This window comes from Herminiimonas sp. KBW02, assembly GCF_003852535.1.
Classification (GTDB): domain Bacteria; phylum Pseudomonadota; class Gammaproteobacteria; order Burkholderiales; family Burkholderiaceae_D; genus Oxalicibacterium.
The window spans coordinates 115455-137787 of the sequence record NZ_QAJP01000010.1 but is presented as its reverse complement, the minus strand read 5'-3'; the positions used below and the strand labels follow the sequence as shown (position 1 = coordinate 137787).

General features: G+C 54.9%; 20 protein-coding genes. 5 read left to right on the top strand and 15 right to left on the bottom strand.

Annotated elements, in window-relative coordinates; all coding sequences use genetic code 11:
- Positions 1 to 325: 325 nt before the first annotated feature.
- The 4 genes from DBR37_RS16475 to DBR37_RS16460 form a co-directional block, all read right to left on the bottom strand.
- Positions 326 to 1465: a UbiH/UbiF/VisC/COQ6 family ubiquinone biosynthesis hydroxylase gene (locus DBR37_RS16475; protein WP_124575565.1), complete on the bottom strand. Its 1140-nt coding sequence runs from the start codon at positions 1463 to 1465 to the stop codon at positions 326 to 328.
- A gap of 10 nt (positions 1466 to 1475) precedes the next feature.
- Positions 1476 to 2807 (bottom strand): aminopeptidase P N-terminal domain-containing protein, encoded by a 1332-nt coding sequence (locus DBR37_RS16470; RefSeq protein WP_124575564.1) that lies wholly within the window; start codon positions 2805 to 2807, stop codon positions 1476 to 1478.
- On the bottom strand, positions 2804 to 3520 hold the full coding sequence (gene murU, locus DBR37_RS16465) for an N-acetylmuramate alpha-1-phosphate uridylyltransferase MurU (RefSeq protein ID WP_124575563.1): 717 nt from the start codon (positions 3518 to 3520) through the stop codon (positions 2804 to 2806). Before murU ends, DBR37_RS16470 begins: the two co-directional genes overlap by 4 nt.
- Before the next feature lie 97 nt (positions 3521 to 3617).
- Positions 3618 to 4655: an aminoglycoside phosphotransferase family protein gene (locus DBR37_RS16460; protein ID WP_124575562.1), complete on the bottom strand. Its 1038-nt coding sequence runs from the start codon at positions 4653 to 4655 to the stop codon at positions 3618 to 3620.
- A 101-nt stretch (positions 4656 to 4756) separates the two neighbouring features.
- Between DBR37_RS16460 and DBR37_RS16455 the strand changes: the two genes are divergently transcribed.
- From DBR37_RS16455 to gloA, 5 genes are all read left to right on the top strand, one after another.
- Positions 4757 to 7015, top strand: coding sequence for an LPS-assembly protein LptD (locus DBR37_RS16455; RefSeq protein WP_124575561.1), 2259 nt, complete (start codon positions 4757 to 4759; stop codon positions 7013 to 7015).
- 23 nt (positions 7016 to 7038) lie between these two features.
- The gene (locus DBR37_RS16450; protein WP_124575560.1) at positions 7039 to 8451 is read left to right on the top strand and encodes a peptidylprolyl isomerase; all 1413 of its coding nucleotides are present in this window, start codon (positions 7039 to 7041) and stop codon (positions 8449 to 8451) included.
- 35 nt (positions 8452 to 8486) lie between these two features.
- A complete protein-coding gene (gene pdxA, locus DBR37_RS16445) occupies positions 8487 to 9521 on the top strand; it encodes a 4-hydroxythreonine-4-phosphate dehydrogenase PdxA (protein ID WP_124575559.1) in 1035 nt (344 codons plus the stop codon).
- Positions 9522 to 9573: 52 nt separating this feature from the next.
- Positions 9574 to 10341 (top strand): 16S rRNA (adenine(1518)-N(6)/adenine(1519)-N(6))-dimethyltransferase RsmA, encoded by a 768-nt coding sequence (gene rsmA, locus DBR37_RS16440; protein WP_124575558.1) that lies wholly within the window; start codon positions 9574 to 9576, stop codon positions 10339 to 10341.
- A gap of 90 nt (positions 10342 to 10431) precedes the next feature.
- Entirely contained in the window at positions 10432 to 10839 is a 408-nt protein-coding gene (gene gloA, locus DBR37_RS16435; protein ID WP_124575557.1) for a lactoylglutathione lyase, read from the top strand.
- Between the two features lie 37 nt (positions 10840 to 10876).
- Here the strand turns inward: gloA and DBR37_RS16430 are convergent, their stop codons facing one another.
- The 11 genes from DBR37_RS16430 to DBR37_RS16380 all read right to left on the bottom strand — a co-directional run bounded on the left by DBR37_RS16430 (position 10877) and on the right by DBR37_RS16380 (position 22257).
- Complete coding sequence (locus DBR37_RS16430) at positions 10877 to 11779, bottom strand: M48 family metallopeptidase (protein WP_124575556.1); 903 nt, start codon at positions 11777 to 11779, stop codon at positions 10877 to 10879.
- Between the two features lie 14 nt (positions 11780 to 11793).
- Positions 11794 to 12561 carry a 1-acyl-sn-glycerol-3-phosphate acyltransferase gene (locus DBR37_RS16425; protein WP_124575555.1) on the bottom strand — a complete coding sequence of 256 codons (768 nt, stop codon included), beginning with the start codon at positions 12559 to 12561 and terminating at the stop codon, positions 11794 to 11796.
- Between the two features lie 31 nt (positions 12562 to 12592).
- The gene (gene gmhB, locus DBR37_RS16420) at positions 12593 to 13150 is read right to left on the bottom strand and encodes a D-glycero-beta-D-manno-heptose 1,7-bisphosphate 7-phosphatase (RefSeq protein WP_124575595.1); all 558 of its coding nucleotides are present in this window, start codon (positions 13148 to 13150) and stop codon (positions 12593 to 12595) included.
- A gap of 80 nt (positions 13151 to 13230) precedes the next feature.
- A complete protein-coding gene (gene glyS, locus DBR37_RS16415; protein ID WP_124575554.1) occupies positions 13231 to 15333 on the bottom strand; it encodes a glycine--tRNA ligase subunit beta in 2103 nt (700 codons plus the stop codon).
- Positions 15334 to 15335: 2 nt separating this feature from the next.
- A complete protein-coding gene (gene glyQ / locus DBR37_RS16410; protein ID WP_124575553.1) occupies positions 15336 to 16253 on the bottom strand; it encodes a glycine--tRNA ligase subunit alpha in 918 nt (305 codons plus the stop codon).
- Between the two features lie 71 nt (positions 16254 to 16324).
- Positions 16325 to 17875 (bottom strand): apolipoprotein N-acyltransferase, encoded by a 1551-nt coding sequence (gene lnt / locus DBR37_RS16405; protein ID WP_124575552.1) that lies wholly within the window; start codon positions 17873 to 17875, stop codon positions 16325 to 16327.
- Positions 17876 to 17920: 45 nt separating this feature from the next.
- The gene (locus DBR37_RS16400) at positions 17921 to 18811 is read right to left on the bottom strand and encodes an HlyC/CorC family transporter (protein WP_124575551.1); all 891 of its coding nucleotides are present in this window, start codon (positions 18809 to 18811) and stop codon (positions 17921 to 17923) included.
- 125 nt (positions 18812 to 18936) lie between these two features.
- A complete protein-coding gene (ybeY, locus tag DBR37_RS16395) occupies positions 18937 to 19395 on the bottom strand; it encodes an rRNA maturation RNase YbeY (RefSeq protein ID WP_199739146.1) in 459 nt (152 codons plus the stop codon).
- A complete protein-coding gene (locus DBR37_RS16390; protein ID WP_124575550.1) occupies positions 19379 to 20452 on the bottom strand; it encodes a PhoH family protein in 1074 nt (357 codons plus the stop codon). The genes ybeY and DBR37_RS16390 overlap by 17 nt, the downstream gene beginning before the upstream one ends.
- Before the next feature lie 66 nt (positions 20453 to 20518).
- Positions 20519 to 21859, bottom strand: a complete 1341-nt coding sequence (gene miaB / locus DBR37_RS16385; protein ID WP_124575549.1) for a tRNA (N6-isopentenyl adenosine(37)-C2)-methylthiotransferase MiaB — start codon at positions 21857 to 21859, stop codon at positions 20519 to 20521.
- A gap of 23 nt (positions 21860 to 21882) precedes the next feature.
- Positions 21883 to 22257 carry a hypothetical protein gene (locus tag DBR37_RS16380; protein WP_124575548.1) on the bottom strand — a complete coding sequence of 125 codons (375 nt, stop codon included), beginning with the start codon at positions 22255 to 22257 and terminating at the stop codon, positions 21883 to 21885.
- Between the last annotated feature and the right edge of the window lie 76 nt (positions 22258 to 22333).

Genomic DNA, 22333 nt, shown 5'->3' with positions numbered 1-22333 from the left:
GAATATGTCGGAGACGCCTGTCCCTCGGTGCGACAAGCGACCGAATTTGCCCACACCCATTGGAGTGGTAAAGAGACAAGGAGCAACAGCACATAAATATGACGCATTTCCAGCATTTTAAGGAGAGATCGCACTTTTTGCAATTCGACTCGCATTTTGGATGGGTGTGTCAGGGAATATGATGACTTCAACAATGCAAATTACATGCCCAGTACAGAGCCGATAGCGTCGTAATATGTACTACTTGATAACATCTGTCACTTGCCCTTCGCTTCATTGTCGTTCATCCGGATTGCAGAGTGATGACACGATCATGTTTGCGCGCTTACGGGCGGCGTCCGAACATCATTTGCTCGGCCAGGAATTTCTTGGCCGGCTGGAATCCATCAACTACGCCTAGCGAAATACCCAGCAGGGTTTGCGATACGATGCCGCGCGCGTTGTCGGCAAAAACCCTGGCCATGAGATCCGTCAGGTGGATGGTGGTGTTGCGGTCAGTGCGACGTTTTTCGGCAAATTTTTGCAAGGCTTCTGGTACTGCATGTGTGCCCAGCAATTGCGCCAATACAGTTGCGTCGCGCAAGCCGAGGTTCAGCCCCTGGCCTGCGACCGGGTGTAAAGTCTGGGCCGCATTTCCAATGGCGATCAGACGCTCTGACGTATCCGGCTTTGCATTCAGGCCGAGTGGGAATGCATTGCGTTTGCTGCAGGCGGTGAAATTTCCCAGGCGCGTGCCGAAGGCAGCCCCCAGCTCTTGCAGGAAGGCGCGATCTGACAAAGCCAGCAAATGTTCGGCAGTTTTCGGTCGTACACACCATACCAATGCATAACCGTCTTCCTGCGGCAATAGCGCGAGCGGGCCCTCATCGGTGAACCGTTCATAGGCACGATGTGCGATCACAGCATCGACGTTGACATGTGCAACGATAGCCGTTTGCTCGTAATCGCGATGCAAGGTTTTTTTTGTTTGCTCGTTGTAGATGCCGCCTTCAGCTTGTACTACCAGTTGTGCGGACAGCGGTGCATGTTCGGCAAAGTTGAGTGTAACCATGTCGTCGCTTTCGCTGATGCTGCTGACGGTTTGCGGCCGTATCATGTTGACGGTTGTTGTTGCTACGCGCGCGTTCAGGGCGGAGACGATGGCGCCATACCGTGTGACGTGTCCGAGTGCAGGTAACGCGTACTCGCTTCTGTCGATTAGAGTGCGGCCAAAATGCGCACGTCGTGAAACGTGAATCTGATGGATGGCAGTAGCGGCAAGCGGCCACGCACCTATTTTTTCCAGCAACTGCTGGCTGCCATAGGACAGTGCGATGGAACGAGGATCTTGCGCGCTTTGTTCCAAGCTTTTGGCATCTATCAGTGCAATTCTGTCGGCTTGCTTGCCATGTCTGACCAGCAATGCGGCAAGCGCCAGCCCGACCGGACCGGCACCGCAAATGGCAATGTCAAAATCAGTCTGCATGTAGATCGGATCAGTGCTTCATCAGGGCTTCAATATCCGCCACGGTTTTTGGTGCGGCGGCACTCAGGATGTGCGAGCCATTCGCGGTGACCAGCGCATCGTCTTCTATCCGTATGCCTATGTTCCAGTATTTTTCCGGCACACCTTCAGCAGGGCGTACATAAATACCCGGCTCTACGGTGAGCACCATGCCGGCCTGCAAGGTGCGCCATGGTTTGTCTGCGCCATTGGGGGCGGCATCGCGGTACTCGCCTACATCATGTACATCCATGCCTAGCCAATGGCCGGTGCGATGCATGTAGAACTGGCTATAGGCACGACTGGCAATCACATCATCGAGTGAGCCGACTTTGTTGCGGTCTAGCAGGCCGGTATCGAGCATGCCTTGTGCCAGCACTTTAACCGCTGCGTCGTGGCCATCCATGAAGCGTTTTCCGGGACGCGTTTCTGCAAATGCAGCATCTTGCGAGGCCAGCACGATTTCATATAACTCTTTTTGCGGACCGGAGAATTTTCCGTTGGCCGGGAAAGTACGTGTGATGTCGGATGCGTAGCTATCGAGTTCGCAACCAGCATCTATTAAGACCAGGTCGCCATCTTTTAATTCTGCGTCACTGGCGCGGTAATGCAGCACACATGCATTGGCACCGGTAGCGACGATGGAGCCGTATGCAGGGAATTGCGAGCCGTTGTTGCGGAACTCATGCAGGATTTCTGCTTCCAGATGATATTCACGCAAACCAGGGCGCGCGATGCGCATCGCACGTCTATGCGCGGCGGCGGCGATATCGGCCGAACGTTGCATGATGTCGATTTCGTTTGCATCCTTGATCAGGCGCATTTCATCCAGCAGAACATGAATGTCGTAGGCGGCGTTTGGCGGTGTGACACCGGCGCGCGCTTGTCCACGTACGCTTTGCAGCCAGCCTTGTACTTGCGTATCCAGTTTGTTGTCGCTGCCGAGTGCATAGAACAGAGCCGGGGCATTCGCCATCAGCTTTGGCAGTTCACTGTCCAGCGCTTCTATTGGATAGGCCGCATCGAAACCAAAGGTGCTGCGCGCGACATCCGGGCCATAACGGAAGCCATCCCAGATTTCGCGTTCCATATTCTTTTCGCGACAGAACAATATCGTCTGATTCTTTGCCCCAGCGACCAGGACGATGACGGCTTCAGGTTCAGTGAAACCAGACAAATAATAAAAGTAACTGTCATGGCGATACGGATAGTCGGCATCACGATTGCGCATGACTTCCGGTGCAGTCGGAATGATCGCAATGCCACCGCCCCTGGCCTGCATTTGTGCAATCAGTGATGCGCGTCTGTCGCTATAGGGTTTCATTTGTAATGTCCTGTCAAAGGTGCATTCAGTTCTGCCAATCGTTCTACAGTGCCGACATCAGTCCAGTCGCCGCGATACAGTTCGCCACCGATTTGGCCGCGTGTCGCGTATTCTCGCAGCAGCGTTACCAGCTTGGCCGATTCGCCGGATGTGATCGAGTCAAACATCGACGGGCGATACACGCCTATGCCGGAGAAGGTCAGCCTGGGCTCACCTTCGTTAGCAACTGAAAAGCTGTGCAGCGCGAAATCACCTTGCGGATGATGTGCCGGATTTTTTACCAGATACAGCCATGCTACATCGCGTTGATCAAGCGGGTAGGGGTTGCCCCAGACATCGCTGTCTTCGAGCACGTTTTTCACTTGTTCAAAATTGAAATGGGGGCAGTAGATGTCGGCTGCAAGGGCGAGGAAAGGTTCGTCGCCCAGCAGGTGGCGTGCTTTGGCAATGCCACCTGCGGTTTCCAGTGCTGTCTCTTCAGCCGAGTAGCTGATTTTTGCACCGAACTTTTCACCGTTGCCGAGGGTGTCTTCTATCAGATTACCCAGATGCGCATGGTTGATCACGATATCCGTGATGCCGGCGCGCACCAGGTTCAGGATGTGCCAGACGATGAGCGGGCGTCCGCGTACTGTCAGCAATGGTTTGGGGCAAGTGTCGGTGAGGGGGCGCATTCTCTCGCCGCGCCCGGCTGCGAATATCATCGCTTTCATGGTGTTCGCATTTCGCTAATAGGTTCTGAATGCAGCCTGCATCGCCGGGGGTGGCGGCAGGCCGGGGGTACTTGATGCCTGGAATTCGGAAGGATACTCAGAAGGTATAGCCGACTTGCGGCGCTTTGTCTTCCAGCTCATCCAGCAATTTCACCAACGGCGCCAGCTCCTTGTAACGGTAGGCAACCTTGCGTGTGTATTCCATCACCAGCGGCAGGTCTTTGAGGTAGGCGTCTTTGCCGTCACGGTGATACAGGCGGGCAAAAATACCGAGTATTTTGAGGTGGCGTTGCAAGCCCATGAATTCGAAATCGCGATAGAAGGCATCGATATCGGGATTAACAGGCAGGCCGGCGCGTTTGGCGCGTTCCCAGTAACGTATTGCCCAGTCCAGTACGATTTCCTCATCCCACTGTATGTAGGCATCACGCAGCAGTGACGCCAGATCGTAGGTGATAGGGCCGAATACCGCATCCTGGAAATCGAGGATGCCGGGATTACCTTGCGACAGTACCATCAGGTTACGCGAGTGATAGTCCCTGTGCACATAGACTTGTGCCTGCGCCAGGTTATTCGCCAGCAGCAGTTCAAAGACCTGGTTCAGCGTCGCAGTTTGCTTTTCGGTCATGCTCAGGCCCAGATGCTTGCCGACATACCATTCCGGGAACAGCATCAATTCGCGCAGCAGCAGGGTGCGGTCATATTCGGGTAAAACGGCTGGTTTGCTATGGATTTGCAGGTGGACCAGCGCGTCTATTGCATCGATGTATAGCTTATGAGCATTGTCTGGCGTCAATAATTGCAAATAGGTGGTAGAACCGAGGTCACTCAGCAGCAGGAAGCCTTGTTCTATGTCTTGTGCCAGAATGGCGGGCACCGAGACGCCGGTTTCGCCAAAAACCCCGGCTACATGGATAAACGGCCGCACATCTTCCTGTGGCGGCGGGGCGTCCATGACGATAAAGGTAGCGCCGTCTGCCCCGTCGATACGGAAATAGCGGCGAAAACTTGCATCGGAGGAAGCCGGGCGCAGTGAGTCCAGTTTAAGGGCAGGGGCAGGTAAGGAGGCGAGCCATTTGTTCAGTTCCGGCAGACGCAGGTCGTCAGCGGAGGCGGGTGTTGTATATAAAGACATGAAGCAAGCCTAGGTAATCCGGTTGATGGGCGGTGAGTTCCCATATAATAAGGGATTAAATTCGAAAAATCGCCAGCGATGGTACTCAAAACTATATTTTCATGACCTGGCCTTTCCCTTTACGCCGTCCTCAACGTTTGTTCACAACTGTGGTCGCAGTGATAGCGGCGGTTTCCGCGCCGTCCCTGGCTACCGCCCAAACGAATGGCAAGCCTGCCAAGGCGGAAGATCGCGAGGAAGAAACAACGCGGATCAGCTCGGAGCAGATGACCGGGCGTCCGGATCGGGAGCTGGTGCTGGAGCGGGATGTGGAAATTATCCGTGGTGAAACCACGGTCAATTCCGATCATGCGACATACTGGGCGGCAGAGGATGAAGTCGAGTTAAGCGGCAACATACGTATGACGCGTTTTGGCGACCGTTATACCGGCGACAAGATGCGGTTGAAGATGGATTCCGGTGTCGGTTATGTCACGAATCCGACCTACCATATGCTGGAAAGCAATGGCCAGGGCAGGGCAGAGCGTATAGATTTCGAATCCGATGACCGCGCGCTGATTACCGACGGTACTTACAGTACTTGTGAAGGTCCGAATCCGGACTGGTACCTGAAGGCCAGTAGTCTGAAACTGGATACCGGACGTGAAGTCGGTAATGCCGAAGCGCCGGTCATTTACTTCAAGGGTGTACCTATCATCGGTGCACTGTCGATGTCCTTCCCTTTGTCTGCTGCGCGTAAATCAGGTTTCCTCGCGCCGACCCAGGGTACGACCAGTACCGGTGGTTTCGAAGTTTCGGTGCCGTATTATTTCAATATCGCACCGAACCGCGATCTGACCTTGACGCCCCGCTATATCGCCCGTCGCGGCATGATGCTGGGTGCAGATGCGCGCTATATGGACAGCACCTACGCGGGTGAGACCAAAGCCGAGTTCCTGCCGAACGATACGCAGACCAAGACCAATCGCTGGTCCATCGCTTCGGTACATGCACAAAAGTTCAGTCCTGAGACGACGATGAACTGGAACATTAACGCGGCGTCGGATAACAACTACCCCAGCGATTTTTCGCGGAATTTGTCTATCAGTACCCAGCGTTTGTTGCTACGCGATCTGAACTTTACCTATGCAGGTAATTTCTGGACCGCCACCGCACGTGCGTCGAATTACCAGGTCTTGCAAGATCCGGCTGCACCGATTACACGTCCGTATGATCGTTTGCCGCAATTCACCTTGAGTGCGGCGCGCCAGGACGTGAATGGTTTCGACTGGACCGCGAATCTGGAAGCTACTCGCTTCTGGCATCCGACCATGGTACGCGGCGAACGTTATGTCGTGAATCCTAGTATTTCGTATCCGATCGTACGTCCTAGTTACTTTATTACGCCCAAGGTTTCGCTGAATGCAGCGGCCTATAGCGTGCAGGATCCGAATACCAATGTCAGCTCGACATATAACCGTGCCTTGCCTACTTTCTCGCTGGATAGCGGATTGGTGTTTGAGCGGGAAGCCAGCTTCTTTGGCTCGGCCATGACGCAAACCCTGGAACCGCGGTTGTTCTACGTCAAAACACCTTACCGCGATCAAAGCAAGTTTCCTATCTTTGACAGCGCGGTTGCGGATTTGAGTTTTGCGCAAATTTTCAGTGAAAACCGCTTTATCGGGAATGACCGGATCAGCGATTCGAACCAGTTGACCGCAGCGATGGTCTCACGTTACATCGAGGAAAGCGGGACTGAACGTTTGCGTGTCGCGCTGGCTCAAAGGGTCTACTTTGATGAACAACGTGTCGCACTGACAACGCCGACTACGGGTAAAAGCAAACCGGACTGGCTGGCGTCCGGCACCTTGCAGATTTCCAATGCGCTGCGGACCGAAGGTAATGTGCAATATAGTGCGAATCAAAATTCGGTTATCCGTGGTAATGCCGGTTTGAGCTGGCGGCCTGAGCCGAAGAAAGTGTTGAACCTGACTTATCGTGTCGACGTACCGAATGCCTTGCGTCAGATTGACGTATCGGGACAATGGCCGATAGCAGACCGTTGGTATGGCGTCGGACGTTTGAATTATTCCTTGCCGAACGATTATGCGAATCGTCCTGGTTTCGCGCCGTTGACGGCACCACCTTCGCGTGGTTTGTCCGAAGGCTTGATGGGGCTTGAATACAAGGCTGATTGCTGGATTTTCCGTGTCGTCGCACAACGTATTCCGACGGCAACCGGCAAGTCGACATCGACCCTCTTTTTCCAGCTTGAGTTGAGTGGTTTGACCAGGTTGGGTTCCGATCCACTGCAAGCCTTGCGTACCAGCATTCCTGGATATCAGGAATTGGGAACTAATCCCAACCGTAGCAGTTACTAAGAAGCGAAATACTAAGTTAAATCATGAGTCATATCCGTCCTATGTTTACTATTCAAAAATCGTTTCAACATGCGAAGCATGCGTTGGCTTTGCTGGGTTTGACTTGCGGCGTGATGGCCAGTGTGCAGGCGCAAGGACAGGCCGCCGCAGCAGCGCAACCGCGTCTGGCCGATGCCATCATCGTGGTGGTGAACAACGAAGTTATCACGCGTTACGATTTCCTCGAGCGTTACAAAATGATCGAGGCCCGCTTGCAAAGCCAGGGCGGCAATTTGCCACCGCGTGACCAGTTGCAACGGCAATTGCTGGAACGTATGATCGTCGAACGTGCGCAATTGCAGCAGGCGAAGGAAACCGGCATCAAGATAGATGACACCATGCTGGATCGGGCGATGGGTCGTATTGCTGAGCAAAACAAATTGAGCATGCCTGAGTTCCGTAAGCGCCTGGAAGAAGATGGCCTGGTGTACGCGAAATTCCGCAATGAAATCCGTGACGAGATGGCGATCCAGCGTCTGCGCGAACGTGAAGTAGATAACCGTGTTCAGGTATCGGATGCTGAAATCGATGCTTATATGGCTGCACACAATGCGCCAGCCGCAACCGCGCCGCAGGAATTGCATATTGCGCAGATCCTGATCCGTGTACCGGAAAATGCAACGCAACAGCAACTGGCAGACAGCAAACGTCGTGCTGATGAAGTCGTGGCGCAATTGAATGCTGGCGCTGATTTCACCAAACTGGCCACCGCCTATTCCGATGGCACTGACGGCCTGACCGGTGGTGAACTGGGATGGCGTAGCGCAGATCGCTTGCCGCAATTATTCGTTGATGCAACGGCCAACCTGCAGGATGGTCAGATCGCACCGATAGTGAAAAGTGGCAATGGTTTCCATATTCTGAAGTTGCTGGGTCGTCGCACACAAAGCGTATTGCGCGCCCAAGATGGTGGCGCGGGTGCTGCTGCAGCGCCGGCAGTAGCGGCTGTGAAGCAAACACACGCCAGCCATATCCTGATCAAGGTGAATCAGGTTGTTTCTGCGGCTGAGGCGCGTCGCAAACTGCTGGAACTGAAACAGCGTCTGGATAACAAGGCAGCGACCTTTGAAGAATTGGCTAAACTGTATTCGAATGACTTCTCCGCCGCCAAGGGTGGTGATCTGGGCTGGATTTATCCGGGCGATACTGTGCCTGAATTTGAACGCGCAATGGATGCCTTGCCGATCGGCCAGGTCAGCGAACCGATAGAATCGCCGTTTGGTTATCATTTGATACTGGTGACGGAGCGCAAGAGCGACGACGTATCGCAAGAACGTCAACGCATGATTGCACGCCAGGCCATACGTGAACAAAAAGTTGAAGAAGCAACGCAGGACTGGTTGCGTCAGGTGCGTGATCGCGCCTATGTTGAATATCGTCTGGATGATCAACAATAATGTCAATTTCGCTGTTTCCATGCCGTGAGTAGCTTGTGAGTAAGCGACCAACCATCGCCATTACAAGTGGCGAGCCTGCCGGGATAGGCCCTGAAATTTCGATCAGGGCTGCATGGGAATTGCGTGCCGATGTAAAAAGCATACTGATAGGCGACGCCGCCTTCCTGGCGATGACGGCCGCCGCCATCAATCCTGCGATACGCTTGTCTGCACTCTCGCTGCAGGCAGTGCGTAATAGCGGCATACCGGATTTTCCGCGTGATCAGATCGTCGTGATTGATTGTCCGCTCGCCGCGCATGTCGTACCCGGCAAGCTGGATGCGCAGAATGGTCGTTACGTCTTGCAAACGCTGGATATTGCAATAGACGGCGCGCAGCAAGGCTGGTTTGATGCCATCGTTACCGCGCCGTTGCAAAAGAGCACCATTAACGATGCTGGTGTGCCCTTCACCGGCCATACCGAGTATCTGGCCGAGAAAACATCTACTCCGCAAGTCGTCATGATGCTGGCTACGAATGCCACGCCACAGCCTTTACGCGTGGCACTGGCAACGACGCACCTGGCGTTAAAAGATGTGGCCGCAGCGATTACCATCGAGAGCCTGACCGGCATCCTCGATATCCTGCACGCAGATTTGCAAAACAAATTTGGTATTGCCCAACCGCGCATACTGGTGACCGGACTGAATCCGCATGCGGGTGAAGGTGGTTACCTTGGGCGCGAAGAGATAGACGTCATTACGCCGGTATTGCAGGCGGCGCAGGCGCGTGGTTTTGATGTGCGTGGCCCGTATCCGGCCGACACACTGTTCCAGCAAAAGTACCTGGAAGATGCAGATTGCGTGCTCGCGATGTATCACGACCAGGGTTTGCCCGTGCTGAAATATGCCAGCTTTGGCCTGGGTGTAAATATCACATTGGGTTTGCCGCTGATACGTACTTCGGTAGACCACGGTACGGCACTGGATCTGGCTGCTGCCGGACTGGGGCAGGCCGATCACGGCAGCATGCTGGAAGCCATGCGCATAGCGGCGCAAATGGCAGCTGCTACGCGTAGCTCGTCCTTATAGACGTTTGATAGAAATAACCGGCCACTCCGTTTTGGCCAGAAGCGTTTAATTCATGAAACATATTCCCCGCAAGCGCTTTGGTCAGAACTTCCTGACTGATGACACCGTGCTGTACAACATCATTCGCGTGATCGATCCGCAGCCACAGGACACGATGGTCGAAATTGGTCCCGGACTGGCGGCGATGACACGGCTGTTGCTGGATGGCGTGGAACAAATGCATGTGGTCGAGCTGGATCGTGATCTGGTCGAACGGTTAAAGAAAAGCTTCGATCCGAAGCGCCTGATTATTCATTCGGCTGATGCACTGCAGTTTGATTTCGCCAGCATTCCGGTACCTGCTGGCAGCAAGTTGCGTGTTGTCGGCAATTTGCCGTACAACATTTCCAGCCCCCTGTTATTCCATCTGGCTGAAATGGCGCCGCATGTGCAGGACCAACATTTCATGTTGCAAAAGGAAGTGGTCGAGCGCATGGTGGCGGAGCCTGGCAGTAAAACCTATGGCCGTTTGTCGGTCATGCTGCAATGGCGTTATCACATGGAGTTGATGTTCGTGGTGCCGCCAACTGCGTTTGATCCGCCGCCGCGGGTTGATTCCGCGATCGTGCGCATGATTCCTTTGCCGAATCCATTGCCTTGCGACCAGGCCAAACTGGAGCAAGTCGTTTTGAAAGCGTTCTCGCAACGCCGCAAAGTGATACGCAATTGCCTGGCCGGGATGTTTGTGGAAAGTGATTTGCTGGAAGCCGGTGTTGATCCGCAGGCACGCCCGGAAACCATTCCGCTGGAACAATACGTGGCGCTGGCGAATCGTCTGTAGCATCAGCTGTAAACCAGCCCTGCCGTCGGCAGGAAATGTCATATCGGCATAAAATCGATACCTCAATTTAATTACCTCAAGAGGAACTACATGCGCATTCTGCACACTATGTTGCGCGTCGGCGACCTGCAACGTTCTATCGATTTTTACACCAAACTGCTCGGCATGAAATTGCTGCGTCAGGTGGAAAACACCGAGTACAAATACACGCTGGCTTACCTCGGCTACGGCAGCAATCCTGAGCACGCGGAGCTGGAACTGACTTATAACCACGGCCAGCATGAATACGAGATGGGTACCGCTTACGGTCATATCGCGATAGCGGTGCCGGATGCTTACAAGGCTTGCGCAGATGTTAAGGCCGGTGGCGGCAACGTGACACGCGAAGCAGGTCCGGTGAAGGGTGGTAGTACCGTGATTGCCTTTGTTGCAGATCCGGACGGCTATAAAGTCGAACTGATAGAGCGCAAGGAATGGGAAAGCACAGATAAATTCTGATGCCGATATGGCTCAAGCAAGCGCTTGAGCCAGCTTATCAAAAGATAGGCAAAGTCTCGGGAGCGTGGTCGCGCAGTGCTTTCTTCGCTGCGACAAACTCAGGGAATACCGATTGCACCGTCGCCCAGAAACGCGGGCTGTGATTCATCTCGCGCAAGTGCGACAGCTCATGTGCAATCACGTAATCGATCAGTGGTAACGCGAAGTGTATCAAGCGCCAGTTCAGGCGTATCTTTCCATCTGCAGTACACGATCCCCATTGCGTCATCGCTGATGACAAGGCAAAGGATTGATAGCTGACGCTCAGTTTTTCTGCGTAGACCGGCAGGCGTTCGGCAAAAACGCGTTTGGCTTCCAGTTGCAGCCAGCCTTGCACGCGATCTTTCAATTGTCGTTCCGCTGCGGCACCAGGCAGGCATACGGTCAGCTCTTTGGTGTCTGCGTTATAGACTATCCCGGCGGCCTGAGTGCCGAGGATGCGCAAGGTGATGTCCTGGCCGAGGTAGGGCAGGGTAGCGCCATCGCGCCATTCCATTTGCGGTTGTAAACGACGCGCAGAATGTTCGCGACGTTCATTCAGCTTGGTAAAAATCCAGCGCTGCTTTTCGCAAATCGCATTTTCAATCTCGGTCAGCGTCACCCATTTAGGTGCAGTGATACGCAAGCCGTCGTCATCTATCATGAAACCAATAGAACGGCGCTTGGAACGCACCAGCGTGTAATCCAGGATGTGCTCGCCGACATGTACGCGGCGCTTGCCGTGCGGTATCGGCGCGCTCGCATCGCCATTCGAGAGCGGCAAGCTTGGCAATAGCGACCCAGGCGTATGCTCGGGTGCAGGATGATCTACTTTCGGCTGCGATGAAAAATCGGACGAAAAGAAATCAAGTTGCAGCGCGAGCTGTTGTGGATCCGGCGATGATTGACGAAGCAGCTTCAAGGATAGTCGGGCCGTTATTGTGTGGATGTAGTTTTTTGCGTATTGGTAGCAGGGTAGTCGGCAGGCGAAATCACCCGCATTTCAGATTCTATCCAATTTTCGACTTGCTGCATTAAATCGACCGCGCTTAATCCTTCCGGCGACATAGGCTTGCCGATGGAAACGGTCACTAGGCCAGGCTTTTTAATGAAAGAATTCTTCGGCCAGCAATGACCCGGATTCAGTGCGATAGGCACGACGACCGTATTGGTTTCCACTGCCAGACGGGCTCCGCCTCCTTTGTAGCGACCACGCTCGCCGACCGGGATGCGGGTGCCTTCCGGAAACATGATGATCCATTGGCCGTCGGCCAGGCGTTTGTGTCCTTGCACCACAACTTGTGCAAAAGCATCCTTGCCGTTATTGCGGTCGATAGGAATCATGCGCAGCAAGCCGAGCGCCCAGCCGAAGAAAGGAACGTAAAGAAGTTCTTTTTTGAAAACGAACACCAGCGGGCGCGACATATTGCACAACAGGAAAATCGTTTCCCATGCGGATTGATGTTTGGACAGCAAAATGACGGGTTGATCCGGCAAGTTTTCCATGCCCTTGATTTCGTAGCGGATGCCGCAGAGTACTTTAGCCAGCCAGATGATGAACACATTCCAGCGCGAAGTAATGTAATAGCGCTGGTTATACGATAAGGGCGCAGCCAGGAAGCAGACCGGGGCCCAGATCAGCGTTGCGACCAGCATGATCAGTGCAAACAACAGGGAACGCAAAAACAAAATAGCGCGTGACATCAAGTCTCCAGATTTTTATAACAACAATAATTTAAACGGCGTAACTCAGCGCAGGCGCTTTCAGCAAGTGATCGACCACGGCTGCGAGGTTCGGATAATTGGTAGTGCCAGGTGGCAAGCCACCTTTTTCACGGGTTTTCTCGCCTTTGCCGGTCAGCACCAGATAAGGTGCGCAACCGACAACAAAGCCTGCCTGCAAATCGCGCAAGGAATCGCCGATGAGGGGTAAGCCTTTCAGGCTGACGTCGTAACGTTTGGCTATCGTGTGCAACATGCCAGGTTTCGGCTTGCGGCAATCGCAGTTGTCGTCCTGTGCATGCGGACAAAAGAACACCGCATCGATTTCAGCGCCGACCGATTGTGCCGCCGAATGCATTTTCTGATGGATGGCATTCAGCGCCATGATATTGAACATGCCGCGTGCAATGCCCGCCTGGTTGGTGGCAACCACGACACGATAGTCGGCCTGATTCAGGCGTGCTATTGCTTCCAGTGAACCGGGGATGGGTATCCATTCATCCGGTGTTTTGATAAAGGTGTCCGAGTCCTGATTGATGACACCATCACGATCGAGGATAACCAGTTTCATCGGATCACCTTTCAAAGTGGCTGGCATGCCGCGCCTCCGATACGATGCGGCACTTCAGCGGGGCGGGCAAGTTGTTTCAATCAGGCAGCCAGTTTGGAAATATCCGCAACCTGGTTCATCGCCTGATGCAGGGTTGCGAGCAAGCCCTGGCGATTATTACGCAGTGCGACATCTTCTGCATTCACCATCACGCCATCGAAGAAGGCATCGACCGGATTTTTCAGCGCGGCCAGTGCCTGCAGCGAGGCAGTATAGTCACCGCGTGCAAAGGCAGCTTCAGCTTGCGGTTTGACGCTAGCCAGGGTCTGGTTGAGTGCAACCTCTGCAGGCTCTTTCAGCAAGGCGGTATCGACTTGCGCCGCGACCGTGCCTTCTACCTTTTTGAGAATATTACCTACACGTTTGTTCGCTGCTGCCAGGCTGGCCGCTTCCGGCAAGGCAGCAAAGGCGCGTACTGCAGCGAGACGATCAGCGACGTCGGCCAGGCGCTGTGGTTGCAGTGCCAGTACCGCATCGATTTCCTGTGCGCTATAGCCCTGTTCACGCAAGGCATTCGCGAGACGATCAAAAATAAAGGTCAGCAAGGCGCTGCGATGTTCTGCGCTCAAACCATTGAATGGTTTTTCCGCGGCGGCGATCAGGTCGTCGATGCCGATGTCCAGCTTGCTTTCGATCAGCATGCGGATGATGCCGAGTGCATGGCGACGCAACGCAAACGGATCCTTATCGCCGGTCGGCACTTGTCCGATGCTGAACAGGCCCACCAGGGTTTCCAGTTTATCTGCCAGTGCGACCACGATGCCGACCGGATTGCGCGGCAATTCATCCCCGGCAAAACGTGGTTTGTAGTGGTCTTCAATGGCGTCGGCAACGGTTGCAGGCAAGCCGTCATGCAGCGCATAGTAGCGCCCCATGATGCCTTGCAGTTCAGGGAACTCACCAACCATATCGGTCAGCAAGTCCGCCTTGGCCAATTGCGCGGCGGTATCGGCTTGCTGGGCATCGACGCCGAGCTTGCCAGCGATTGCTTGTGCGATGGCACGCACGCGGGCGATACGTTCGCCTTGGGTGCCCAGCTTGTTGTGATAAACGACTTTATCCAGACCAGCGACACGCGACGCCAGTGTCTTCTTGCGATCCTGGTCAAAGAAAAATTTCGCATCCGCCAGACGTGGACGTACCACGCGTTCGTTACCACCAATAACGGTGCTGGCGTCGGCTGGACGAATGTTGGAGACGATCAGGAATTTATTGCTCAGATTGCCTTTGCTATCGAGCAGCGGGAAGTACTTTTGATTCGCCTTCATGGTCAGGATCAGGCATTCCTGCGGTACTTCGAGGAAGGCTTCTTCAAACTGACCTATCAATACGTTCGGACGTTCTACCAGACCGGTGACTTCATCCAGCAAGGCTTCATCTTCGATCGGCGTCAGATTGCTGCCGGCTTCCGCAGCGGCTGCTGCGAGCTGACGCACGATTTCTGCACGACGTTCTGCGAAGCTGGCGATGACCGCACCTTCGGTCGCGATTTGCGTCGCATAGGTATCCGCATCGCGTATGTAGACCGGATCGATACCTGCCTCGAAGCGGTGACCATGCGTCGTGCAGCCAGCGCGCAAGCCCAGCACCGAGATAGGCAGTACATCTGCGCCGTACATCGCGACCAGACCGTGCGCCGGGCGTACGAAGTTGACGGTTTCCCAGCCATCGGCCAATTGGTAAGCCATGACTTTTGGAATCGGCAGCTTGCTCAGTGTTTCTTCCAATGCTTTTTGCAAACCATCGCTTAACATGACACCGGTGATGGTGCTGTTGAAATACAGCACCTCTGCTTTGCCATCCGATTCGCGTTTCAGGCTAGCGACTGCGGATTCATCCGCGCCGAGCGCCGCCAGTTTTTTCAGCAAGGCCGGTGTGGCTTTGCCATCAGCGCCGAGTCCGACCGCGGCCGGCATCAGTTTTTGCATGACGGCCTTGTCGTCGGCTTGTTCCAGCACCTGTGTCAGGTGTACGCCGAGACGACGTGGCGAGGCAAACGCGGTCAGTACGCTATCGGCAGACAACAAGCCTTGTGCTTGCAGCGAAGTCTGCAGGGTTTCTGCAAATGCGGCACCGATTTTCTTCAGCACCTTAGGCGGCAATTCTTCGACGAAGAGTTCGAGGAGTAAATTTTGGGTGCTCATACTTATGCCGCTTCCTTCTCAATCTGGGCCAGCACTTCGGCGGCATGTTCTGGTTTTGCCATAGGGAAGCCGAGGCGTGCGCGGCTATCCAGGTAACTGCGCGCAACGCTGCGTGCGAGGTTACGGATGCGACCGATATAAGCAGCGCGTTCGGTGACCGAAATGGCGCCGCGTGCATCCAGCAGGTTGAAGGTATGTGCGGCTTTCAATACTTGCTCATACGCTGGCAAGGCCAGTTTGTTGTCGATCAGGTTGAGTGCCTGTTTTTCATGCGCACCGAAAGCGGTGAACAGGAAGTCGGCATCGCTGTGTTCGAAGTTGTAGGTCGATTGCTCGATTTCATTTTGCTTGTAGACGTCGCCGTAGGACAGCTTGTCGGTCCAGCGCAAGTCGTACACATTGTCGACGCCTTGCAAATACATGGCGAGACGTTCCAGGCCGTAAGTGATTTCACCTGTAATCGGTTTGCAGTTGATGCCGCCGACTTGCTGGAAGTAAGTGAATTGGGTGACTTCCATGCCGTTCAGCCAGACTTCCCAGCCCAGTCCCCAGGCACCCAGCGTCGGATTTTCCCAGTCGTCTTCGACAAAGCGGATATCGTTGGCTTTCAGGTCAAAGCCCAGTGCTTCGAGTGAGCCCAGGTAGAGTTCGAGAATATTGTCCGGTGCCGGTTTCAATACAACCTGGTATTGGTAGTAGTGCTGCAGGCGGTTCGGGTTTTCACCGTAGCGACCGTCTTTCGGGCGGCGCGAAGGCTGCACATAGGCAGCGCGCCATGGTTCCGGCCCGATTGCCCGCAGGAAAGTAGCGGTGTGAGAAGTGCCGGCGCCGACTTCCATATCGTATGGTTGTAGCAGTGCGCAGCCTTGGGCGTCCCAGTACTTCTGGAGCGTCAGAATAATTTGTTGAAATGTGAGCATTTTGTTTGAATTTTTGCATCACCCGGGGCGGGCGAGGGCAGAGTTGCCAAAACCCTAGATTTTACCGGGTTTTAGCGGCTACTAGGGGTTCTGCGCGCAAGATACCAGGCCGTCAGCAGCAGGGCCAGGGCCAGCAGGACGATGAAAGCGTTGCCGACTGTGACATACGGGGTAATGCCACGATAGCCCTGGACGGAGGCGGTCAGTACCCCGCGCTCAAACGGTTTCATCTGCGCCAGCACTTTGCCGTCGGGCGCAATGATGGCGGTCGCGCCGGTATTGGTGGAGCGCAGCATCGGGCGACCGGTCTCCAGCGCGCGCATTTGCGAGATTTGCAAGTGTTGCGGCAAGGCGATGGAATCGCCGAACCAGGCGATATTCGAAACATTCAGCAGCAATGTCGCTACCGGGCTACCGGCGGCATCACTGGCGCGCAATTGGCCGGCAATTTCTTCGCCAAACAAATCCTCGTAGCAAATGTTTGGCAACACCCATTGATCCTTGACTGAAAACGGCCTTTGCAAGGCATCGCCGCGGCTAAAGTCGCCGAGCGGAATATTCATCATGTCGACAAACCAGCGGAAGCCGAACGGAATAAATTCACCGAAGGGCACCAGATGGTGTTTGTCGTAGCGATACAGCTTGGGCGTGCTGCCATTTGCAGGTGTCGGCGCGATGCCGATAACGCTGTTGGCATACTGTTGCGGGCCGTCGCTGATGGGGATGCCTATCGCCAGGTGGCTATTCGAGGCGGTGGCGAATTCCGCCAGGCGCGGCAAGTAATCGGTTGGCAGTTGGTGCGCCAGCAGCGGCAGCGCGGTTTCCGGAGTAGCGATCAGGTCGGCCGGGGCGGCGCGAATTAAATCTTCGTACAGGGTCAGCGTCGCGTTGATCTGTTCCGCATCGAATTTAATCTCTTGCGGCACATTGCCTTGCAGCAGTCGCACAGAGACAGGTTGCCCGTTAGGACTGGTCCAATTGACGGATTTCAGAGCCAGACCAAGTGCCAGAATCGCGATAAAGAGAGCGCCTGCGCTTTTTTTGGTCGGCAGCATTACCAGGCAAGCGGCCAGCACGGCGACCAGCCAGCCCAGTCCGTATACGCCTATCAGCGGTGCGTAACCGGTCAGCGGGCTGGCAGTGTGTGCATAGCCGGAAATCGCCCACGGAAAGCCGGTAAACACCCAGCCGCGCAGCCATTCGGAAAACATCCATAACGCTGGCAATACCAGCAAGAGCATGATCCAGGGAGGAACCAGGCGATTACGCCCGAAACGCGTCGCCAGTCCGGTTGCCAATGCCGGGAAGGCCCCGAGCAAGAGCGCCAGCAAGGCGACTGCCAGGGCTGCGAGCGGAGCCGGCATGCCGCCGTACTGATGCATGCTGATGAACAGCCAGTAGACGCAGACGACTGACCAGCCGAAGCCATACAGCCAGCCTAGCAGTACACCTGCTTTGACGGATGCTGCCTGCAGCAACAAATGGAACAGCAGCGCCAGTGCCAGGATTTGTATCGGCCAGTAACCGAAAGGGGCGAAGGCAAATACATTGCACGCACCTGCAAACAGTGCGGCGATGGCGGCCTGGGTCGGGCTAAAGCGGAAGGTAGTCAATTGCGCCACACGCGTTGGCGCTGCGGCGTAATGCGGGCGCGATGCGATGCCGGATTAGCTATCAAGAGCATCCTCGCTAGGGGCCGGTGGTAATTTCTCCACCAGCACGACATGGATATGGCGTGCATCGGCACGCAGGATTTCAAAGCGCAAACCATCGATGTCCAGTACTTCACCCTTATGCGGCATGCGTGCCAGATGATCGGCGATGTAGCCGCCTATGGTGTCGACATCCGGGTTGGACAAGAATGTGCCGAGCTCTTCGTTGAATTGTGCGATTTCTGTCAGTGCCTTGACGCGCCAGCGCGGGCCATGTTCGCCTGCCTTGATCGGCAATATATTGTCTTCATCATCGTCGAAGTCGTATTCGTCTTCGATATCGCCGACGATTTGTTCCAGCACGTCTTCAATCGTGATCAGGCCGGCGACGCCGCCGTACTCGTCGACCACGATCGCCATGTGATTGTGCTTGGCGCGAAAATCACTCAGCAAGACATTCAGGCGTTTGGATTCGGGGATGAACACTGCGGTGCGCAGCATGCGCCGTATGTCGAAGGATTCTTCTGCGTAGTAGCGCAGCAAATCCTTGGCCATCAGGATGCCGACGACCTTGTCACGCTCGCCGTCCACCGCCGGAAAGCGCGAGTGGGCGGTGCTCAGTACCATCGGCAGCCATTCTTCTATTGGTTTGGTGATATCGACTACATCCATCTGCGCGCGCGGCACCATGATGTCGCGGGCTGACAATTCTGACACTTGAAACACGCCTTCTATCATTGCGAGGGCATCTGCATCGATCAGGTTGCGCTCATGCGCGTCGTGCAAGATGGTCAGTAACTCGGAGCGACTTTCGGGTTCTGGGGCGATCAGTGCGGTCAGGCGTTCAATCAGCGATCGATGCGGTTTGGCATCGCCGGATTTGCCGCTAGTGGGAATGTCTTGCATATGGCGAAAAGCCGTTGCGGGGGTAGTTGCGATAGATATTAGGATACAACAAATGCCGCGCACCACCAAAAAAGCACGGCAAGGCGCGTGGAAGCGGGTGCTTGCCTACGCGCAAGACCAAGAAATCAAAGGTTGATGTAGGGATTACGGTAACCCAGGTCGGCCAGAATTTCGATTTCCAGCGCTTCCATTTCTTCTGCTTCTTCGTCCGATTCGTGGTCGTAACCTTGTGCATGCAGGACGCCGTGCACCACCAGATGGGCCGCATGTTCTTCCAGGCTTTTTTCCTGTTCAGCCGCTTCCAGTTGCAAGACGTCGGTACAGAGGATGATGTCGGCCTGCGTGGTTTCGGCATCTTCGTCTTCGGTGTAGGCGAAGGTCAGGACATTGGTGGCGTAATCCTTGCCGCGGTAATTGCGGTTCAATACCTTGCCTTCTTCTGCATCGACGAAGCGCAGCGTGATTTGCGCCGGTGCCAGCAAGGCGGCCTTGACCCAGGCGCGCAATTTGGGGCGGGTGATGGTGTCTTGCAGGCGCTTGTCCGGGTATTGCACGGACAGGGAAAGCTTATTTTTTTGCAGCATGTCTGGTCGCGGTTTTAGTGGCTACGGTTTTCTTGGCAGCGGGTTTGGCCAGTTGGTTTGCTTCGTCATAAGCGTCGACTATGCGTGCCACCAGCGGGTGGCGGACCACGTCGGCGCTGGAGAAGCGGGTGAAGGCGAGGCCGCGTACATCTTTCAGTACATCTACGGCTTCTACCAGACCGCTTTTTTGATTGTGTTGCAAATCGATCTGCGTGATGTCGCCGGTAACGACGGCCTTGCTGCCGAAGCCTATACGCGTCAGGAACATCTTCATTTGTTCCGGCGTGGTGTTTTGTGCTTCATCCAGGATCACGAAAGCGTGGTTCAGGGTACGGCCGCGCATATAGGCGAGCGGTGCAATTTCTATCGCCTGCTTCTCGAACATTTTTTGCGTACGGTCGAAGCCGAGTAAGTCGTACAGTGCGTCGTATAGCGGGCGCAGGTAAGGATCGATCTTTTGCGACAGGTCACCGGGCAGGAAGCCGAGGCGTTCACCTGCTTCCACCGCAGGGCGGGTCAGCACGATGCGTTTGACCGCATCACGTTCCAGCGCATCGACCGCGCAGGCCACTGCCAGATAAGTTTTGCCGGTACCGGCCGGACCGACACCGAAGGTGATGTCGTGTTCCATGATGGCTTTGATGTACTGGATCTGATGCGGCGTACGGCCACGCAAATCATGGCGGCGGGTTTTTAAAACCGGCGCATCGGTGACTGACTCGACGACTTTTTTCTTCGATGGCTTGTGGGTTGCTGCCGGCAATACCAGTTCCGGCTCTGCCAGCGCTGCACGTTGTTCTACCAATGCCAGTTGCACTTCTTCCAGCGGCACGATTTTATCGGCCACTTCATAAAACTGTTCCAGTATTTCCAGTGCACGCGCACCGTTGCTGCCGCTGACGATGAACTTCTCGCCACGCCGGAAGATGGTGACGTCGAGTGCAGCGGAAATCTGCCGCAGGTTTTCATCCATAGGGCCGCACAGATGCGCGAGGCGCTTGTTATCCAGCGGCTCGGGGACGAAATACAGTGGTTGGACGGCAGTTTTTGTTTTCAATTTTGGCTTAGTAGCGTAAGTGCTTGCGCGATAGGGGTTAGGGAAGTGACCTTAACGATATGTTTTTTACTGCTTCACGATGATTTCGCCACGCAAAGTATAGGCGAAGGATTGCACAATATTGACATCGATCATCTGGCCGATCAGGCGCGCACCATGCTCGCCTGCAGCAAAGTTGACGACACGGTTGTTTTCGGTGCGGCCTTGCAGTTCGTTGGCGTCTTTTTTCGACGGGCCTTCGACCAGTATGCGTTGCACGGTGCCGACCATTTCATCGCTATAGCGACGCGTGTTCTGATCGATCACCGCTTGCAGGCGCTGTAGGCGCTCTAGTTTGACCTCGTGTGGTGTGTCATCTTCCAGATTGGCGGCCGGTGTACCCGGACGCGGGCTGAAGATGAAACTAAAGCTATTGTCGTAACCAATATCGGTGATCAGCTTCATCATCGCTTCAAAGTCGGCATCGGTTTCGCCGGGGAAGCCGACGATGAAGTCAGACGAGATCGAAATATTCGGCCGTACTTCGCGCAGGCGACGCAGGATGGATTTGTACTCGAGCGAAGTATAGCCACGCTTCATCGCCGCGAGTATGCGATCCGAGCCGTGCTGTGCCGGCAGGTAGAGGTGGTTCACCAGTTTCGGCACTTTGGCGTAAGTATCGATCAGGCGTTGCGTGAATTCTTTCGGATGGCTGGTAACGTAGCGTATCCGTTCTATGCCTTCCAGCTCGGCGATGTATTCGATCAGCAATGCGAAGTCGGCGATTTCGCCATCTGCCATTTCACCGCGATAGGCGTTGACGTTTTGGCCGAGCAGCGTGATTTCCTTAACGCCTTGTGCTTCGAGTCCGGCGACTTCAGCCAGTACGTCGTCGAAGCGACGCGAGACTTCTTCGCCGCGGGTATAAGGCACGACGCAATAGCTGCAATATTTGCTGCAACCTTCCATGATGGAAACGAAAGCGGTCGCGCCTTCCACCTTGGCCGGCGGCATGTGATCAAACTTTTCGATTTCCGGGAAGCTGATATCGACTTGCGAGCGCCCGGTGGAGCGACGCTGCTTCAGCATTTCCGGCAGCCGATGCAGGGTTTGCGGGCCAAACACCAGATCGACATACGGTGCACGTTTGACGATGACGTCACCTTCCTGCGAGGCGACACAGCCGCCAACGCCGATCACGAGGTCAGGTTTGTTGATCTTCAGTTCGCGCAGACGACCGAGGTCGGAGAATACTTTCTCTTGCGCTTTTTCCCGTACCGAACAGGTATTGAGCAGGATCACATCGGCATCTTCCGGCGTGTCGGTTTTGATCAAGCCTTCGGATGCGTTGAGGACGTCGACCATTTTGTCCGAGTCGTACTCGTTCATCTGGCAACCGAAAGTCTTGATGTATATCTTCTTCTGCATGGTGTGGCTTATCTAACGTTTACTTATTTGGTCGTGCTTACCGGTGCCGGCAGTGGTTTGACTGGTGCCGGCTTCACTGGCAACAGCGGCAATGTTTTTTTCGCTTCGTCAGCGGTGAGTATCCAGATGCGATCGATGTCGCCGGTATCGCTTTCGGTGTAGTTCACAGCGAAGTCGCTACCGCGCAAGGCGGATGGCATCTCTATCATATTGTCCTGATTCCAGATGCGGGCACCCGCTGATAAGGTACGTGTCTTTTCATCGATGATGATGGCCGGATAGTTCGCCGGTGTCATCACGCCGCGTTTCACGGTATCCGGAAATGGACGATCGAATGCCTGTGCCGTTAATGTCACAAGGGCAAGGGCGCAGCTGAGCAGGAAAGTTTGTATCCGCATGGCTAATTCCGTTCTGGGCTAGATGACGACGATCAGGGTGAAAAAGGTGAGATGCGATCTGGCTGGCAGAGGGGGA

Bases quoted from the DNA above. Each gene is read 5' to 3' on its own strand.
- DBR37_RS16475 (WP_124575565.1), bottom strand. From the start codon at position 1,465: ATGCAGACTGATTTTGACATTGCCATTTGCGGTGCCGGTCCGGTCGGG.
- DBR37_RS16470 (WP_124575564.1), bottom strand. From the start codon at position 2,807: ATGAAACCCTATAGCGACAGACGCGCATCACTGATTGCACAAATGCAG.
- murU (WP_124575563.1), bottom strand. From the start codon at position 3,520: ATGAAAGCGATGATATTCGCAGCCGGGCGCGGCGAGAGAATGCGCCCC.
- DBR37_RS16460 (WP_124575562.1), bottom strand. From the start codon at position 4,655: ATGTCTTTATATACAACACCCGCCTCCGCTGACGACCTGCGTCTGCCG.
- DBR37_RS16455 (WP_124575561.1), top strand. From the start codon at position 4,757: ATGACCTGGCCTTTCCCTTTACGCCGTCCTCAACGTTTGTTCACAACT.
- DBR37_RS16450 (WP_124575560.1), top strand. From the start codon at position 7,039: ATGAGTCATATCCGTCCTATGTTTACTATTCAAAAATCGTTTCAACAT.
- rsmA (WP_124575558.1), top strand. From the start codon at position 9,574: ATGAAACATATTCCCCGCAAGCGCTTTGGTCAGAACTTCCTGACTGAT.
- gloA (WP_124575557.1), top strand. From the start codon at position 10,432: ATGCGCATTCTGCACACTATGTTGCGCGTCGGCGACCTGCAACGTTCT.
- DBR37_RS16425 (WP_124575555.1), bottom strand. From the start codon at position 12,561: ATGTCACGCGCTATTTTGTTTTTGCGTTCCCTGTTGTTTGCACTGATC.
- gmhB (WP_124575595.1), bottom strand. From the start codon at position 13,150: ATGAAACTGGTTATCCTCGATCGTGATGGTGTCATCAATCAGGACTCG.
- glyS (WP_124575554.1), bottom strand. From the start codon at position 15,333: ATGAGCACCCAAAATTTACTCCTCGAACTCTTCGTCGAAGAATTGCCG.
- glyQ (WP_124575553.1), bottom strand. From the start codon at position 16,253: ATGCTCACATTTCAACAAATTATTCTGACGCTCCAGAAGTACTGGGAC.
- DBR37_RS16400 (WP_124575551.1), bottom strand. From the start codon at position 18,811: ATGCAAGACATTCCCACTAGCGGCAAATCCGGCGATGCCAAACCGCAT.
- ybeY (WP_199739146.1), bottom strand. From the start codon at position 19,395: ATGCTGCAAAAAAATAAGCTTTCCCTGTCCGTGCAATACCCGGACAAG.
- miaB (WP_124575549.1), bottom strand. From the start codon at position 21,859: ATGCAGAAGAAGATATACATCAAGACTTTCGGTTGCCAGATGAACGAG.
- DBR37_RS16380 (WP_124575548.1), bottom strand. From the start codon at position 22,257: ATGCGGATACAAACTTTCCTGCTCAGCTGCGCCCTTGCCCTTGTGACA.